A 17,176-nucleotide genomic window follows, 5' to 3' on the forward strand; every position below is an offset into this window, starting at 1 on the left:
CCAACAGCTGGACTGCTCGCGTAGACCATCGTCGAATGGCGGACCAAGAACGGATTCCCGGAGCTAACTGCTCGGAACCGTGCCGCAACAGCCGTCGTCGGCAGCACCCCCGAAACTGCGGGAATCGGGTGCTCGGGATGTCCCGCACTTGGCTCATGAGGCTCTATGCGCAGTTTGCAGTCAGACGGGGTAGCGGGCGTGGAGCGCGCGTAGGGCGTCGTTCTCGTAGTCGGTGTGCCAGATGAGGACGTTCGGGTTCGACTGCAGTGGTGTGAACCCGAGGGTGGTGCGCCAGTGTGCTGCGAGTCGTTTCTGCTCTGCTGCCCGTAGTGCTCGTTCTTCTGGGGTGCGTTCGGTGCGGGAGTCGACGTCAGGAATGATGTCGCCCCAGCCGAGCGGAGCGGCATGAGTGACGACGAGCGTTCCGGGGGGCGCCAGTGCTGCGATCGCTTGGGCGGCGCCCCAACCGCCGAGGCCGTTCCCGCGGAGCGCAGGCGTGACATTGACGCTCGACAGGACGAGCAGCCGGTTGGCGTACTCCGCTACGGGGAAGAGGTCGAGTACTTCTCTGGTGAATAGGCTTCCATCGCCGTCTTCGCCGTACCCAGCGATGGCGCCGACGACATCTTCGAGGTCGGCCTCTGCGTCGTCCGCGACGGAGTGTAGGTCGTTGCCAGTGGAGATGGTGGGGCGGTTGGCGGGTTCGGCCCAGGGATCGTCGATGACGAAGACGTGTGCGACCTGTTCTCCAACCCATGCTTCGGCGAAGTCACCGTCGGAGGTGGCGGGGACGCCGTGCTGGTGGAGGAGTGTGAACGCTTCGGCTTCGTCGACGGGATGGTGGACGTGGTCAGCCAGGGTGCTGCGCACGTGGTCGAACTCCCACCACATGACGCCGATAGGGATATGCCAGGTGCTCATGCCGAGTTCCCAGTGGTTATCGGCGGTGCCGTAGTTTCGGACGGCGAACTTGGGGCGCTGTGCGGGTAGGTGCAGCCGGTTGGTGTCGCAGCAGGCAGGGAGCTCGAAGCGGGTGCGCGCCCACGAGTCGTGCTGGGTGCGTCCCAGCGGTGCTGACTCTTCCAGACGCGCGGGGCTCACGGTGACAGGGGTCCCGGCAACGGGCGCGTCGAAGCTCACCGTTTCAGCATCCTCTGGCGGCGCCGGTGGTGTCGATGACCCCAGTCAAGCGGTGGGAGGGGTCGAGGCGGTGGTTGTGTCTCGCCGGTCGGTGAGAGGACGTCGATGCCGGCTGGAGCACCTGGAAAAGCTGTAGCGCTTCAACCGCACGTCCGCCACGCTCCAAGGCTCGCTAAGCGGCGGCGAACTCGAGCGCGGCGGTGAGCGTGGTGTTCACCGGTAACCTCCGGCCATGGCGATCGCAGCGTTCGTTGTGTCGGTGATGGCCCTCATCGCCTCGATTTGGGCAGCGTGGTACTCCCGGGAGATGAGTACGGCTGCCCAACGCCAGGCGGTCGCGACCGAGGCACAGGCGGAATACTCGCGCCGGTTGCTTGAGATCGAAGAGCAGCGGGCGGGCCAGGCCGACTTGGAGCGGGTCCAGGTGAATGCCGCCCCCGAGAGCGGCTCGTCCATCAAGCCGGCATCGCCGTGGTTCGTTTCGTCGAGCGGAAAGCAGGCCTTCACGCTGACGAACGGCTCACCACTGCCCGCATTTGACGTGAGCCTCGCGTTCGACGTCGAGCCGTACGCCACGGGGGATCATTCATGGTCGCGGATCGACGAGGGAGCAAGCGTGAAGGTGACGTTGCTCCGTGCAGCCGGGTTTAACTCGAAGGCCGTTACTGTGCACTGGCGTGACGACCCGGACGGCGAGCCGAGGCGATGGTCGACGTCTCTGCCGTAGCCGCTGTGCATCTACAAATGGTCCATGCCGGATGCCGCGGCGCCCGGACGGAGAGTGTTGCCGTCGTCGCTCGATCAGGGCGCTGCTTGCTGGCTTATTCTAGGGTACCTAGGCACTCGTCGCCGCGAGATGCACTGGTTCAAGTAGGCGGGACCAGATCACTACTCCGGGATTTGGTGCAGCAGCTCGAGTCACGCATTTTTGGCCCGGCGAGACGGTTTTCGGGCCTCGGGACCGAGGGATCTGGTGCCACGTTGACCCTGTCAACGGACGAGCCCGGATCGACGAGATTCGCCCGCAACGGTCGAGAGCAAATCCGCAGGTAGCAGCCCCAAACCGACGGTTTCAGACGGCTCCCGGCGCATTCGATTCCCGCCACCTCCACTTTGGCAACGCCTCTGACCTGCGCTAGTGCGCGAAACAGAGGCACCGCTGGTTCACGCCGTCGACGGATCCGGTTCGTTCCGAGGGGCGAGGCTAGCTGGGCTCTCTGCAGGCACCGAGTGCCTCGCGGAAGGAGGTCCCCCTAGGGACACGCACGGCGCTGCCGCAAGGAGTCGAATGACTCCGGGCGCAAGCGGTGCGGCCGGAGGGAGAGATGTTGGATGAGCGACACGCGGACGCATCTGACGTTTCCTCCAGGCAAGGACTACGGGTCCGCCTTCGACCGCGAGTATCGCGGGGGCTCGCGAGGCCTCCGTCGCGCGGTCGTCGTTCTCGTGGCGGTCGTCGTCGGGGCACTGATCGGCGCGGGCGTCTACCAGGTCTCGCTGCAGCCCGGGGCACTGATCATCAAGTCGGTGTTCGAGGCGAAGCCGCTCGTCGTACCGCCCGCCGGTTTCGCCGCCGACCGCAGAGCCGTGGCGCCGATGCGCCGCGTCGCCCTTGGTGCCTCCGGGGCGCACCTCGATCTCTACGAACCTGCGAGTCGCTCCGCTGACCGCCATCCGATGATCCTCTGGGTGCACGGCGGTGGGTTCGTGTCGAGCTCGTCGGCGACCGTCGCCGACTACGCGATCCTCCTCGCATCATCCGGCTTCGTCGTCGGGAGCCTCGACTACACGCTCGCGCCGACCGCTCAGCACCCGGTGCAGGTGCAGCAGGCGGCCGCTGCCCTCGACTACCTCCGCGCGCACGCCGATGGCCTTGGCGGCAATCCGCTGGCGCTCACGATCGGCGGCGATTCCGCTGGCGCGCAGATCGCGAGCGAGACCGCCGCCGCGGAGTCCGACCCCGCGCTTGCGAGCGCCATCGGCATCGCTGTCCCCGTCGCTGACGAGCGGCTGCGCGGAGTCGTGTTGTTTTGCGGGCTGTACGACATGCAGACCGTGGGCACGACCGGTTTCCCCGGTCTTCGTACCTACCTCTGGGCGTACACCGGTCATCGGGACTGGCTGCAGGACCCGCGCGCGGCCGAGCTCTCCTCCGCGATGGGGGCGACCTCCGCCTATCCGCCGACATTCGTGTCGGTCGGCGACGCAGACCCGTTCCGCACGCAGGCGACCGAGCTCGCTGCAGCACTGCGTGGGAGGGCTGTGCCCACCACGACGCTGTTCTGGCCGAAGGGGACCGGTCTGGGACACGAGTACCAGTTCGACTTCAGCACGCCGCAGGCGCGCTCCGCTCTCACTGCCACGCTCGCGTTCCTCGCGCAGGTGACGCGATGAGGGCGCGAGCGGGACGTCGAGCGGTCCGGGTCGCTGTACTCGTGGCCATCGGGCTGCTCTCCGCGTCCGTGGCCTACGTACTGCTGGTCGTGATCGGCCGATGAGCCTCGAAGGTCGACGCTTCGTCGCTCTCGGCAGCTCCTACAGCGCCGGACCGGGGCTGCGGCCGCGGGTGAAGGGCCCTATCGCCGCGGGCCGCTCAGCGAGCAACTATGCGCATCTCGTCGCCGAGCATCTCGGGATGGACCTCACCGACGTCACGTTCTCCGGAGCGACGGTCGCGCAGCTGCGCCACGGCGAGCCGGCCGGCCGGCCCGCTCAGCAAGCAGCGGTCACCCCGGACACCGCGTTGGTCACGATCACCGGCGGCGGCAACGACGTCGGATATCTCCCCGCGCTGACGCTCTCGAGCCTCCCCTCCCCGCTCGCCGAACTCCTCCGGAGGCCGTCTCGCGTCCGGGAGTTCACGAGCCAGACCGAGACCGACCGACGGTTCGCCGACCTGACGAGGGAGCTCGTCGGGCTGCAGGCAGACCTCCGCACGACCGCGCCGGACGCCAGGATCCTGATGGTCGGCTACCTCACCCTCCTACCGCCCCGCGGTACGGACACGGGCGTACTGCCCGCACCAGTCGCGGAGTGGGGCCGAGGCATCGCTGAGCGCCTCACCGATGTGATGCGGACGGCGGCACAAGCGACGGGTACGGAGTTCGTCGACGTGTCCACCGCATCGGCGGAACACCACGCATGGTCGGCGGACCCGTGGACGCGTCGGTTCCATCCGACGTTGCGCGGCGGCGCCGCATACCACCCGAACCTCGCCGGCATGCACGCGGTGGCCGAGATGGTCGTGGAACACCTCCGCGCCGAACCTCCATCCGACTGAGCCGCACAGGTCCGACCGATCGCTCGGACCACCGGATCGAAGCGGACCTCGCAGCCCACCCGATGACGAACGGAGCCACTAGGACGGACATCCACATCGATGCGTCGGTGACTGTCGCCGAGGCGCCGCTGCACCGCACCGAGGCCGGCGACGGCATCCGCGATGCGTACAAGCGACTCGGTACTTGGGGGTTGCCCTGCCCAGGGCATAGCCCTGGCCAACACCGTTCTCGTTCGACGCCTGGTGCTCTCGATCAGGTCGAACTCGTTGCCGTCCGGGCCGGCCAAGGTGAGCCAGTGGGCGAATTGATGGAGACGCTGTCTCGTGCGGCGCCCGGGCCGGGCAGGGTCGTGACGTCGTGGGTCGGGACGACCCGACCCGACGCCGTCACGAAGGCGAGCGCGACCGGCTCCCCGGTCGCACCCTCGACATAGGTCGCCGCCGGACCGAACTCCGTCCGGCGGTACTCGTCGCCCCACTGCGTGAACGCGGCCAGAACCGGGCGCAGCGCCTGACCGGCGGGCGTGAGCAGGTACTCCTCCCGCTCGCGGGCGCCGTCGTCCCGGTAGGTGCTGCGTTCCAGGACGCCGGCGTCGACCAGTCGCGCGAGCCGGTCGGTCAGCACGTCGGGAGCGACCCCGAGCTGTTCGCGGAACTGCGAGAAGCGCGTGCGGCCCCACATCGCCTCGCGGACGATCAGCAGCGACCACTTCTGCCCGAGCACGTCGAGGCTGTTCGCGATCGAGCATCGAGACGTCAGAGGTGCGGTCATGGGCCCAGTCTAGGGCTCTGGGTTGGAAGTACCAAGTAAGCATGCTAACTTGGCGACTCCAACACAGCCTCGGAAGGTGGCCCCGTGTTCCAGCTCGCTCGCCGTGGGTCGTTCGCTACAGCGGCCGCAGTCGCCGGTATCGCCCTGTGGGCGAGCGCCGCGCCGACGGTGGTCTACCCGCAGTACGCCGACGCGTGGGGACTGTCGACGGCGACGACCTCCGCCATGTTCGCCGTCTACCCGTTGGCTCTCGTCCCGACGCTCGTGATCTTCGGGAACCTGTCCGACTCGATCGGGCGGCGCGCGACGATCCTGGTCGGCCTGGCGGCACTGGTGGCCGGATCGGTCGCGTTCGGGCTCGCCCCGGACGTCGGCTGGGCGTTCGTCGGGCGCGCGCTGATGGGTGTCGGCGTCGGCTTCGCGCTGAGCCCGGCCACCGCCGCGATGGTCGAGAACGCCCGGCGACCGGAGCGCGCCGGGTCGGCGACCACGGCCGCGACCGCCGGGGGACTGGTCGTCGCAGCCCTCGTCGGGGGCGCCCTGGTGCAGTACGCACCCGACGCCCTCCACCTGAGCTTCTGGGTGCTCGCCGTGGCCACGGCGGCGGCGTTCGCGCTCTCCTGGTTCCTGCCACGCCACCAACGCGACCCCGCCCAGCCGCCGTGGAGGCCTCGGCGGCCGATGGTTCCCGCCGCAGCGCGGACGCGGTTCACGGCCGGCGCGCTCGGCGTCGCCGCCGCCTACTCCATGGGGGCGATCTACCTCGCGCTCGGCGCCCAGATCGCCCGGGACCTGCTCCGCTCGAGCAACGTCTTCGTGGACGGCGCGATGATCGCCCTGTCGGCGGTCGCGATCGGAGCCGTGGCCATCGCTGCGCGCGGCCTTCCGGCGCGGACGGCGCTCCTGGCGGGACCGATCCTGGCGACCATCGGACTGGGAGCGTTGATCGTCGCCGGCTCGCAGCAATCCGTGCCCCTGTTCGTGCTCTCGTCCGTGATCGGCGGCGCCGGCTACGCCCTCCTGTTCTCCGGCGGGCTCGGCGCGGTCACGCAGAGCGCGCCGTCCGACCATCGCGCCATGGTCCTGTCCGCGGCCTACGTCATCGGCTACGTGCTGCAGGCCGGCACAGCCCTCGGCCTGGGAGAGCTGACCCGACGGGCCGGCCTGGAGTCCGCGCTCGAGGTCGGCGTCCCCGTCGTCCTCGCGATCGGCTACGTCGCCGCCCTGCTCGTCCGTCACCCGTCGGCGACGGCCGGCACCGCCCCCAAGGTTTCGCACCACCCGGTTCTCGAAGGGAACACCCCATGACCACCCTGCACGACGCCGTCGTCCTCGTCACCGGAGCGAACGGCGGCCTCGGCCGCGAGTTCGTCGACCAGGAATTCGCCCGGGGAGCCGCGAAGGTCTACGCGAGCGCCCGGAACCCGCAGACCTGGACCGATCCCCGAGTCGTTCCGCTGCCCCTCGACATCACCGACACCGGTTCGATCGAGGCAGCCGCCGCCGTCACCGGCGACACCACCGTGCTGATCAACAACGCGGGGATCGCAGGCCCCGGCGCTGTCCTGACCGTGAGCCTGCAGGACCTGCGCGCGCTGTTCGAGACGAACGTCTTCGGGCAGGTCGCGCTCGTGCAGGCCCTCGCCCCGACGCTCGCCGCCAACGGCGGCGGCGCGATCATCGATGTGCACTCGGCCCTGAGCTGGCTGGCCACCGGCGGGACCTACTCGGCCTCGAAGGCCGCCTTCTGGTCCCTCACCAACAGCCTGCGCCTCGAGCTACAGGGTCAGGGGACGCAGGTCGTCGGCGCCCACCTCGGGTACACCGACACCCCGATGACCGTGAACGTCACCGCGCCGAAGGGCGACCCGGCCGACGTCGTCGCAGCGATCTACGACGGTCTCGAATCGGGGGCCCACGAGGTCCTCGCGGACGAGACATCGCACCAGGTCCGCGGAGCGTTGTCAGGGCCGCTCGAGGCGCTCTACCCCAGCCTCGCCTAGCTCGGGCCGTTCAGGCGGTGGGCTCACGCGAGGCCGTCGACGCCTTCCTCTCCATCACCTTCGACACAGTCCTGGCGCCGAACCCGAGTTGAGTCCCCAACTACCGAAGGAAGCCACCATGACCACCGGCACGACCTCGAGCATCGTCACGACCCCGCTGCAGCACATCGCAGCCTCGAACAGCGTCACCTACGCCTACAAGCGCCTGGGCACCACCACCGGCACACCCGTCGTGTTCCTGCAGCATTTCCGCGGGAACGTCGACAACTGGGACCCGCAGCTGATCGACGCCATCGCCGCAGAACGCGACGTGATCCTGTTCGACAACGCAGGCATCGGCGGCACCGACGGCACGACGCCGAACACGGTCAGCGCGATGGCGGAGGACGCGGTCGCGTTCATCGATGCTCTCGGCCTGACCGGCATCGACCTGTTCGGATACTCCCTCGGCGGCTTCGTCGCGCAGGAGATCGCGCTGTCCCGCCCGGCACTCGTGCACCGGCTGATCCTCGCCGGTACAGGACCGAAGGGAGCCCCCGGCATGGAGCGCTGGTCCGAGGACGTCGTCAACGCCGTCGTGGTCGACGAGACCGGCCCCGCAGGCGTGCTCTACGTCTTCTACGCGCCGACCGAGACGAGCCAGGCAGCCGGCCAGGCCTCGCTCGGTCGGATCTACGGCTGGCAGGACGGCCGCGACGAGCAGCCGTCACTCGAGGCGAAGAACGCCCAGTACACCGCGGTGCTCGACTGGGGCATTCAGGACTGGTCTGCTGTCCAGCGCCTCCGCAGCATCACGCAGCCGACCCTCATCCTGCAGGGCGACGACGACATCATGATCCCCACCAAGGCGAGCCACACGATGGCTGGCCTCATCCCGAACGCGCGCATCCGGATCTTCCCGAACGCCTCACACGGATCGATCTTCCAGTACGCCGACGAGGCCGCCGCAGAGACGATCGCGTTCTTGACCGACTGACGAGCTGCGTGGCGTGCGGAGTCACCTCCCGCACGCAACGTGCTGCGCGTCAGCCTCAGCGGCGATGCAGATCGGAGGGTGAGATGACCACCATGCAGGGCACCCGCGGTCCGAGGCGGACGAGCTCGCTGCTCGGCGACTACCTGCGCGCACGCCGCGGCGTGCTCCAGCCTGAGGACGTAGGACTCCTCCGTTACGGCGGCCGACGCGTCGGCGGTCTCCGTCGCCAGGAGGTCGCCGACCTGGCGGGGGTGAGCACGGACTACTACCTGCGGCTCGAGCAGGGACGTGACCGCCAACCCTCCGACCAGGTCATCGGCGCGCTGGCCAGAGCGCTCCAGGTGGGCGACTTCGGCCTTCGGCACATGCGGCGCCTCGTCCAGCTGCAGAATCAGGGCGCCTTACCCATCCGCAGGACGGACATCGATGGCGCCGTGGGGTCGCTCATGGACTTCTGGCAGCTCACCCCAGTCGCTGTGGTCGACTCCAACCTCGACATCGTGGCCGCGAACGACATCGCGCAGGTACTGGACGAGGGGCTGCTGTCGCCGAGATCGAACCTGGTGCTTGGGCTGTTCGAACGGCAGGACCACACTGCCGATGGCTGGCTCGAGAAGGCCGAGCGGGTCGTGGCGGACCTGCGGTTCCGATGCGATCCCGACGACGTCCGCTTGCAAGAGATCGTCGGCCGGCTGTCCATCCGTGAGCCCGTCTTTCGGCGCCTCTGGGCCAGCCATGACAGCCAGCCGTTTGCCGAGGGTCTCATTCGCTCCACGCTCGAGGAGCTGGGCCGTTTCACTTTCCGTTTCCAGTCGCTCGACGTTCCCTCCATCGACGGCTGCTCGGTCCTTGCTTTCCACCCCGCTGACGAGGCGGCACAGGCCGCGATCTCCTCGATCGCCCGACACTTCGACCACGTCACCTCGGCAAGTGCTTGACCGGGTCGTGTCGGCTCGCCGGCAGGCGCGATGACCGGCCCGGACGACGTACACGGGGCGCTCGGTTCGATCCGTCGGTTCGTCGATCACATGTCGGGCCCACCGGCCGTGCTGCTCGACCGTCATCTTGACGTGCTCGCGGCCAGTCCCATGGCCCGGGCGATCGAACCCGGCCTGACGACCGGCGCGAATGTCGTCCGCATCGGCGTGGTCGCCAATGATCGCGGCGCCGGATCGATCGGGTCACACGCCGACCTCGCCGGGCTGATGCGCGAGGGGCTGGCCCGGTTCCGGGAGGACGACCGGTACGTGGCTCTGATCGGTGAGCTCGTCGCGACGAGCCGGGGCTTCGCCCGCGCGTGGGACGGCGACCAGCGGCCCCGTCGGGTCGGCGTGCTCGCGCTGCAGCACGAGGTCGCCGGCTTGTTGCGTCTCGAGTACGTGCGTGTTCCGGTCGAGGGGACCGTCGGAGCGACGCTGGTGCTGGCACGCCCGTCGGACGAGGAGACGGCCGATCGTCTCCGTCTCCTCGACGGGACCCGCTGATCCGGCGGGCGGGCCAACCCCGGCTAGCTGCGGACGAAGTCGAGGATGTCCTGATCGAGCTCCGTCTGGAAGCCGCCGGCGATGCCGTGCGGCCGACCGGGGTACAGCTTGAGGGAGCCGTGCTTCAGCAGCCCGATCGCCTTCTCCGAGGCCGCCTGCACCGGGACGATCTGATCGTCATCACCGTGCAGGAGGAGCACGGGCACGTCCAGCGCGACGAGGTCCTCGGTCTGATCGGTCTCCGAGAAGGCCTTGATGCAGTCGTACATAGCAGCGAGGTCACCCGCCAGCCCCTGCCGCACGAAGTCGCGACGGACCCCCTCCGAGATGTCGGAGCCCTCACGATTCGTCCCGTAGAAAGCAGCGGAGAGCTCCCAGAAGTACTGCGCTCGATCGCTCGCCGTTCCCTGGCGGATGCCGTCGAACACCTCGATCGGAGCCCCCTCGGGGTTGGCCTCGGTCTGCAGCATGAGCGGTGGGATCCCGCCCGCAGTGACGACCTTGACCACGCGGCCCTGCCCGTACTTCGCGGCGTACTTGATCACCTCGCCGCCGCCGGTCGAGTGCCCGACCACGGTCAGGTCGTGCAGGTCCAGCGCCTCCACGAGCTCCGCGAGATCCTTCGCGTAGGTCTCGATGTCGTTGCCGGAGTACGTGGGCGTCGAGCGCCCATGACCTCGCCGGTCATGCGCGATGACGCGGTATCCGGCGTCGGCGAACAGCTTGCGCTCGAGCTGCCAGGCGTCCGAGTTGAGGGGCCAACCGTGGCTCAGCAGGATCGGCGTCCCTGTGCCGTGCTCGGTGTAGTAGAGCTCTACACCGTCTGATGTCGTGAAGAAGGACAACGGACTTCCCTTTCGTCGTGTGCGATGCGAGGCGCCCGGACGGCGGCCCCGCGTGACCGTAAGCACCGCAGTCCGCGCCGAAGAAGGTCCTTCCGGGGACACCCTCGACCGCACGAGATCGACTGGAATGGGAGGACGACCGAAGGGACCGGATCATGACCGACGCACGGAGGAGCCCGGAGCTGGATGAGGCGTACGCCGAGTTCAGCTCGTGGTTCGAGGACCGATACATGCCCGCGTTCATTCGCGGGGTCGGCGGAGGGGACGACCCCCGATTCATCTCCGAGTACTGGGGCTCGCCGCTGTGGGTCGGGAACGATCTAGGCCCGGCGACGCTGGCAGAGACCGAACAAGACGTTGCGCGCGCCTTCGCGGCCATGACCGATCGGCTTCATGCCGAGGGCTACGGCGGCAGCGTCGTGCTCGACCGCCGGACGGTCGTCTTCAACCGGGACGGCGCGGCGATCGACTCGCTCTGGTCTCGTCGACGAGGCGACGGTTCCGAGATTGAGCGTGTGGCCGTCCACTTCGTGGTGGCGCGCCGACTCGACGGCATCCGCGTCGTTGCTTTCGAGACCCACGGCACGGATGCGGACACGCTAGACGGGGTCTGGCCGGTCGTGCGCGGCTGACGCTGAATGACGATCCGCGCTTCGACCGATCGTCAGGCGGCATCGGTCCCCGCGCAGGGGGTCGCTAGGTCAACTGAGGACATGGAAGCGCCGCTCTGGCGCCACGGATCGACTTCAGATGGGGCATTAGCGCAAAGCGGCGCATCGCAGTTGAGGGGTGTGGTTGCCGTTTGAAGCAGCCGGTCTCGGAAAGGAACGTCTGGAGGCCCGGGATCGAGCGAGCGCCCGTTGTCTACGTCAACGAGACGGCCTAGATTGCGTAGGAGCCGTCAGTCCGGATCGAGCGAACGCGCAGGTCAGACGCCTGCAACTTCGTGTCAACAGACGCCGAATCGCTTTCGATTCCCGCCGCCTCCACCTTGTACGTGCCCCGACCGGCAATTGCGCGGTCTGTGGGGCTATGGGTTGGCGCTCTCAACGGAAATGCCAGACTGCGTCCGGCTCAGTCCTGGCGCGTGGCCCTCGAAGGCCCTAGAGCCCGTCGCCCGAGCTATCGGGTGAAGGGACTGCCGGTGGGGTCCACGCGTGCCGATATGTGTTGCACGCACGGCTAGCAACGCGTCAGCAGGACGGCCCGCGCGGTCTTCGCATTCAGGACCGCAGCCCGCTGACGATTGCGTTGTCACACCGAACAGCCGGATACTCTCAAAGTGGGCGATTGCTGCGGTCCAGGCGACTATCAGGCCACGTTCACTGACCGGTTCGCGCGCCAGATGGCGCAGCGGTTCCGCAAGCGCGGCCTGACTCGCGTCGAGGAGCGGCTGGTCGGGTTTCTCACCGAGCGCGGCATCGAGGGCGCCACGGTCCTGGAGATCGGCGGGGGCGTAGGCCAGATCCAGATCGAGCTCCTACGCGGCGGAGCGGCCTTGGCGACGAACCTAGAGATCTCGACCAACTACGAAGACGAGGCTCGACTTCTGCTCGAAGATTCCGGATTGACCGGACAAGTGAGGCGCCGGTTCCTCGACATCGCGACGGCTCCGGACGACGTCGAGCCGGCCGACGTGGTCGTGCTGCACCGCGTCGTGTGCTGCTACCCGGATTACGAACGGCTGCTCGCGGCTGCAGGTAGCCATGCCCGGCGGCTGCTGGTCTTCTCCCACCCACCGCGCAACGGGATGACTCGTGTGGCGCTGTGGTGTGAGAACGAGTTGCGACGACTGAGGCGCAACGACTTCCGCGCCTTCGTGCATTCGCCCACGGGCATGGAGGGCGTCCTGACAGCTCAGGGGCTGACCCCTCGCTACCGTCATCCTGGTCTGGTCTGGGATGTCGTCGGGTTCGAACGATGACCAGGCGTGCCCAGATATCCGGTCTGGTCTTGGGGCGAGCGCAGTGGTCGAGTGATTGCCGGAGTCGCGCTTGGAGGTAGCGCACAGTGAGAGACCGCGCCGCAACCGGCCCCGCTCTTCGAGCCCTCGCGGAGTCGGCCAAGATGGTCTGTTGCGTGTACGCCGATCGTGCAGTTCGCGTCGCGCTGACAGACCGGCGCGGCACGCGACGCCCCACGACGAGAGCCGGCAGGTGTTCAGGCGGCTCGCCGCCGGCGTGCATCAGCCCAGGCGGGTCATCTGCTCCTGCTGCAGGGCGATGAGGTGCCGGCCGATCTCGAAGAACGCCACGGTGCCCGGAGGCCCCGCCGCCGTCCAGAGCACACGTCCGTCAGTGACGTCGACCGCCGTGAGGATCGGCTCCTGGTCGTCGTACCCGGTCGTGACGAGGACGGCGTGACCATCGGTGAGCAGGGGACGGCAGGCCCGCAGATCGTCCGGAGCGGTCCACAGGCGTTCGCCGGTGCGGGTGTCCACCGCGACGAGGTCGTCCCCGAAGGTGGTGATCAGGCGGTCGTCCAGCAGGAGGTCCCAGTCCTCAGGCGTCGCCTCCGCGCTCCATCGGGGCTCGCCGGTCCGGGCGTCGAGCGCGACGACCTCGGTGGCGCTCGCGCTGGTGGTCAGCGGCAGGTCGCTCGCCGAGCCGTCGTCGACGGCGAGCCTGAGGTGAGGACCGTCGATCGGGAACCCATCCCCGGCATCGGAGGCAGAGACGGTGCCGTACGGGAGGGTGCCCGGAACGTCCGGGGTGCCCACGACGAATCGGCCGTCGGCGAGCTCCACCGGGCGCAGGCCGTCTCCCGCCGGCCACTCACCCAGGACCTCACCGTCTTCGGACAGGGCCATCGTTAGGGGACCGCTCACCACGGTGACGCCGTGCTCAGTCCTCGTCTCGGGTGCGTGTGGCCCCCGTCCAAACCCGGCGCCGGGCAGCGGTTGCTCGCTCCGGGCGGTCCAGCGCACCCGACCGGTCAGGGGGTCCTCGCGTGTCACCTGCACGCGTCCGTCCGAGAGCACGGTCGTCACCAGGATGTCGGAGCCGAGCGTCTCCACGGTGCCGAACCCGTACTCGAGGCTCCGATCGCTGACCCTCTCCCCGGTCTGCGCGTCGAGCACCACCAAGCAGGCCTCGGATCCGGGGCCGTGCGCCGGGAGCTCGGCCGCTGAGGAGGCGGGGAGACCCAAGCGGCAGACGATGTGCGTGCTCACCGCGCGCGGTCCCGAAATCGTCTTCGATCCCCGCCACCTCCACGTCGAGGAAGTCCCCGACGGCGTCGTCCTCGACGACCTTGAGGTCTGGTGCCGGTAGGAGGCTCCCTTCGAGCTCCTGGCTCGATGCACCGGTCGAATAGGTGCCCTCGACCCACGCCCTCCCGACTACGAGGCGCCACGTCGTCGGTCGAGGGATCGGCTGAGGTGACCGAGACGGCGGCGGTCGTGCCGTCTGGGCTCAGGGTGGAGGTTCCCGGGGTGCGCAGGAGCGGCAGGTCTGCAAGGGAGCACCGGAGCAGCTACGCCTGCGCGCGCGGCTCGCGGGTGTTGTGCCCGGGTACCGACGGCGAGACGATTCTCGGGACAGGACGGAGCTCCCCGTGACGTATGCGCACGCGGTCGCCATACCTGAGCAGGCCCCGTCGCGCGACGCCGGTCGCGCGCCACGACCGCACTCGCCGGCCCGACTCGAGGCCCGCACGCCCGGTATGCGCCACGAGCTCGACCGGTTCGCTGCGCGCGCGCTCGAAGGGCCGGGTGAGGCCGTCGCCTCGGGGCTGAGGGCCGAGGCTGAGCGGGTCACGGGTGCGGACCTCTCGGGCGTCCGGCTGCATATCGGCCCTCGTGCGCGCGCCGCGGGGCGCGCGGCCGGCGCATCCGCGTTTACCGTCGGCCGAGACGTCGCGCTTGCCGTCGGCCAGGGCCGGCCGCTTCCCGAGCGCCTTGTGGCGCACGAGCTCGTCCACGTCGCCCAGCAGACCCAACCTGGCTCGGCGAGCCCAGACCAAGCCGAGCGACAGGCACGGGCGGTCGACGCCGGCTTCCACGCCGGCGCGGGTCTGGCCGGGGAGGACGTCCTCGGCACGGGTGTCCAGTACATAGCGTTCGCGGCGACGGACTGGCTGCAGTCGACGCCGAACGTGCGTGACTACGGATACTCCGCGTTGCTCGAGGAGCTGACCGAGGTCGACGAGTGGATCTCCCGCCAGGTAGCGAGCACGCCCGAGACCGACCGAATGGAGGACGCCAAGGAGGCGCTCACGGCGGAGATCGCGCGTCGCCAGGGTGCGATGGCGGCCCAGGACGGGCCGCGGCCGCGTCGACGCGGAAGGCGGGGGAGGCAGGCAGCGGCCGAGCCCGAGCTGCCGCCGCAGACCGAGATGCCCCGGATCCTGCGCGAGCAGACCAGCACGCAGACGACGGACCCCGCGGAGATCCGGGCGGAGGTCGACCGGATCACGTCGTGGCTCCAGCGACCCGACCTCTCGCGCGACGACCGAGCGATCCTCCGACAGGAGCTAGGAAGCCTAGCGCCCGGCCTCCAGGCCGACCTGGCGCAGGCGAGCTCCGAGCGTCGCCAGGCTCGCCTCGCGCGGGCGCTGAGCCCGAGCTCGTCGGGAGACCGGGCGGGCGTGGTCGCGAACCTGCGGACGATCGACTCGATCCGCCCCTACCAGGAGCAGCCCGGCATGGCGTACGTCATGCACGAGGGCGAGCTGCTGGTGTTCCCGCAGGAAGTCGCCGACCGGGTGCGGGCGCAGGCGCTCGCGGCGCTTGCCGAGGCTGCACGCCAGGCCCGGGACCTTAACGAGAGCAGCACGTACCGCATGGGCGAGCACCTGCGCCTCAACTACGAGGAGCAGCCCTACGTGGGCTTCGTGGTGAGCGTCTTCAACGGCGAGGAGCCCGTCGAGCTCCAGTCGCGCATGCTCGACCCGCTCAGCGACTCCAACGTCGCCCTGAGTCGCTTCCGCAACGCTCAGCAGCGAGGCTCGCTCGCCGACATGGGTGACGCCGTGTTCACCGCCGTCGAGAAGGCAGGGCAGGCCAACCAGATCGTGCGCGATGGGATCGAGGCGGCGATCAACACCGCCGGTGGCATCGTGGAAGGGCTCACGATCACCCGGAACCTCTCCTTCGCAATCGCGCTGTCGATCGGCGCGATCGTCGCCGCTCCGTTGGTGGCGGCCGGTGTCGCGGGCACGGGCGCCACCGGCCTGCTCGCGACGGGAATGACGGCGGTCGGCACGAGCGGCGTGGTCGGCGTGGGCGGGTACACGCTGGGCTTCGGCAGCGGGGCGGGCGGTGAGCTGCTGGCCGGGAACGGCGCGGACCGGGCGCTCGAGGCGGGGCTCGCCGAGGGCAGTCGGGTAGGCACCCAGGGCGCGCTGATCGGGCTCGGCGGCGGGGCCAGCCTCGGTCTCGCACGCAACCTCGGGGTCGGCGCAGAGGGGCTGACCTTCGGGCAGAACCTGTGGCGCGGCATGGCCGCCCAGGGCGGTGGCGGCGCCCTGAGCGGCACCGCGGGCGGCCTCCTGCAGGAGCCGCCCGAGGGGTCGTCGCGCGGCGACATGGCCCTGCGTGGTGGGCTTACCGGCCTGGGCTTCGGCCTGTTCGGTGGCGCCGCCGGGACGTACTCGCAGACGCTCACCTCACCGGGCGCCCAGTTCGCCGTCGGCGTGGGTGCCCCGAGCCTCGCGGCCGGAGGTGTCACCTATGCGCAGACCGGCGACCTGTCGCAGTCACTGCAGGCGGGAGCCGTCGCGCTGGCCGTCGGCACGCTCGGCCGGGCTCGCGCGAACCAACAGGGTCAGAACGGACCGCAACGGTCCTTCCGGCTGGACGCGCGTGGGCATCCCGGCGCCGAGGCGCGCCTGTACCGGATGGGTCAGTCCCTCGGCAATACCACCCGTGCCTACGGGCTGGCCGCAGGCCTCGGCCTGTTTAGCGCGGCGCCGGCGTTCCGGATGGGCCAGTCGGGCGGCGGATACAACCTGACGGATCCCCGCACCCCGTCGGGATACGTCGCACGTCCGACGACCCAGACCGCGGCGACCCAGACCGCGGCGCAGCCAGCACCTGCGCAGGCTGCTCCGGCTCAGGCAGCCCCCGCGGCGGCACCTGCGCAGGCTTCAGCACCTCCCGCGACGCCAGCGCCGCCCACCGCGGCCGCCGTTCGCATCTCGTCCGGCGCGTTCCTCGTCAACCCCGCACGACTCGTGGCGGACCCGTTCTCCGGTGCCGTCCTCGGTCAGCGTTCGGCCTCGGCCCAGACCGACCGGTCCGTGATCACCGGGCCGCGCGCCGACGAGGCGGAGGCGGCGGGCTGGCGGGAGGCTCTGCGCAGGGGAGAGATCGGCCTGCAGGCGCCGCTCGGGGCGAACGTGCGAGGCGGTGACTTCTTCACCGCACGCGTCGACGCCAACGGCCAGGTGACTCTCATCGCGACGGACGTGAAGATGTCGACGATCGGGCAGTTCCCGGCGCCGGCGACCACTTTGAGGCCCGCCTGGCGTGCAGAGCTCCAGGCTGCGATCCAGCCCGGCCGCCTCAACCTCGGGGACCCGGCGCTCGAGGCAGCCATCCGAGCCGCCTTCGCCGCAGGGCGGGTCCAGCTGCGTCAGCTCAACGCCGACTATTCACCGTCTGGCGGTGGCTCGATCACCGGCTTCTGAGCCGTTCGGCATCATCGGCCTCCGTCGCAGGCCCCGGACGAGCGAG

General features: G+C 69.6%; 15 protein-coding genes. 11 read left to right on the forward strand and 4 right to left on the reverse strand.

The window, feature by feature from the left end:
• Positions 1–180: 180 nt before the first annotated feature.
• The gene (locus AC1DXT_RS07025; RefSeq protein ID WP_477060608.1) at positions 181–1,140 is read right to left on the reverse strand and encodes a hypothetical protein; all 960 of its coding nucleotides are present in this window, start codon (positions 1,138–1,140) and stop codon (positions 181–183) included.
• Positions 1,141–1,372: 232 nt separating this feature from the next.
• Between AC1DXT_RS07025 and AC1DXT_RS07030 the strand changes: the two genes are divergently transcribed.
• From AC1DXT_RS07030 to AC1DXT_RS07040, 3 genes are all read left to right on the forward strand, one after another.
• A complete protein-coding gene (locus AC1DXT_RS07030) occupies positions 1,373–1,867 on the forward strand; it encodes a hypothetical protein (RefSeq protein WP_477060609.1) in 495 nt (164 codons plus the stop codon).
• Positions 1,868–2,472: 605 nt separating this feature from the next.
• Positions 2,473–3,534, forward strand: a complete 1,062-nt coding sequence (locus AC1DXT_RS07035) for an alpha/beta hydrolase (RefSeq protein ID WP_477060610.1) — start codon at positions 2,473–2,475, stop codon at positions 3,532–3,534.
• A 100-nt stretch (positions 3,535–3,634) separates the two neighbouring features.
• The gene (locus AC1DXT_RS07040; RefSeq protein WP_477060611.1) at positions 3,635–4,420 is read left to right on the forward strand and encodes an SGNH/GDSL hydrolase family protein; all 786 of its coding nucleotides are present in this window, start codon (positions 3,635–3,637) and stop codon (positions 4,418–4,420) included.
• 253 nt (positions 4,421–4,673) lie between these two features.
• Here the strand turns inward: AC1DXT_RS07040 and AC1DXT_RS07045 are convergent, their stop codons facing one another.
• Positions 4,674–5,192 (reverse strand): winged helix-turn-helix transcriptional regulator, encoded by a 519-nt coding sequence (locus AC1DXT_RS07045; protein ID WP_477060612.1) that lies wholly within the window; start codon positions 5,190–5,192, stop codon positions 4,674–4,676.
• Positions 5,193–5,276: 84 nt separating this feature from the next.
• Here AC1DXT_RS07045 and AC1DXT_RS07050 point away from each other — a divergent pair, with 84 nt between their 5' ends.
• From AC1DXT_RS07050 to AC1DXT_RS07070, 5 genes are all read left to right on the forward strand, one after another.
• Entirely contained in the window at positions 5,277–6,500 is a 1,224-nt protein-coding gene (locus tag AC1DXT_RS07050; protein ID WP_477060613.1) for an MFS transporter, read from the forward strand.
• Positions 6,497–7,195, forward strand: a complete 699-nt coding sequence (locus AC1DXT_RS07055) for an SDR family oxidoreductase (RefSeq protein ID WP_477060614.1) — start codon at positions 6,497–6,499, stop codon at positions 7,193–7,195. Before AC1DXT_RS07050 ends, AC1DXT_RS07055 begins: the two co-directional genes overlap by 4 nt.
• 118 nt (positions 7,196–7,313) lie before the next feature.
• Positions 7,314–8,171 (forward strand): alpha/beta fold hydrolase, encoded by an 858-nt coding sequence (locus AC1DXT_RS07060; RefSeq protein WP_477060615.1) that lies wholly within the window; start codon positions 7,314–7,316, stop codon positions 8,169–8,171.
• 83 nt (positions 8,172–8,254) lie between these two features.
• Positions 8,255–9,109: a helix-turn-helix domain-containing protein gene (locus tag AC1DXT_RS07065; protein WP_477060616.1), complete on the forward strand. Its 855-nt coding sequence runs from the start codon at positions 8,255–8,257 to the stop codon at positions 9,107–9,109.
• A gap of 30 nt (positions 9,110–9,139) precedes the next feature.
• Entirely contained in the window at positions 9,140–9,655 is a 516-nt protein-coding gene (locus tag AC1DXT_RS07070; protein ID WP_477060617.1) for an MmyB family transcriptional regulator, read from the forward strand.
• A 23-nt stretch (positions 9,656–9,678) separates the two neighbouring features.
• Here the strand turns inward: AC1DXT_RS07070 and AC1DXT_RS07075 are convergent, their stop codons facing one another.
• On the reverse strand, positions 9,679–10,500 hold the full coding sequence (locus tag AC1DXT_RS07075) for an alpha/beta fold hydrolase (protein ID WP_477060618.1): 822 nt from the start codon (positions 10,498–10,500) through the stop codon (positions 9,679–9,681).
• Positions 10,501–10,655: 155 nt separating this feature from the next.
• Between AC1DXT_RS07075 and AC1DXT_RS07080 the strand changes: the two genes are divergently transcribed.
• Both AC1DXT_RS07080 and AC1DXT_RS07085 read left to right on the forward strand, forming a co-directional pair.
• The gene (locus tag AC1DXT_RS07080; protein ID WP_477060619.1) at positions 10,656–11,132 is read left to right on the forward strand and encodes a DUF6841 family protein; all 477 of its coding nucleotides are present in this window, start codon (positions 10,656–10,658) and stop codon (positions 11,130–11,132) included.
• A gap of 650 nt (positions 11,133–11,782) precedes the next feature.
• The gene (locus AC1DXT_RS07085; RefSeq protein WP_477060620.1) at positions 11,783–12,424 is read left to right on the forward strand and encodes a class I SAM-dependent methyltransferase; all 642 of its coding nucleotides are present in this window, start codon (positions 11,783–11,785) and stop codon (positions 12,422–12,424) included.
• A 261-nt stretch (positions 12,425–12,685) separates the two neighbouring features.
• On the opposite strand, the gene AC1DXT_RS07090 is transcribed toward AC1DXT_RS07085, so the two are convergent.
• Entirely contained in the window at positions 12,686–13,648 is a 963-nt protein-coding gene (locus tag AC1DXT_RS07090; RefSeq protein ID WP_477060621.1) for an outer membrane protein assembly factor BamB family protein, read from the reverse strand.
• 407 nt (positions 13,649–14,055) lie between these two features.
• On the opposite strand from AC1DXT_RS07090, the gene AC1DXT_RS07095 reads away from it, so the two are divergent.
• Complete coding sequence (locus tag AC1DXT_RS07095) at positions 14,056–17,130, forward strand: eCIS core domain-containing protein (protein ID WP_477060622.1); 3,075 nt, start codon at positions 14,056–14,058, stop codon at positions 17,128–17,130.
• Positions 17,131–17,176: the final 46 nt, after the last annotated feature.

The sequence above is a fragment of the Cellulomonas sp. P1_G12_2 genome (genome assembly GCF_056405535.1).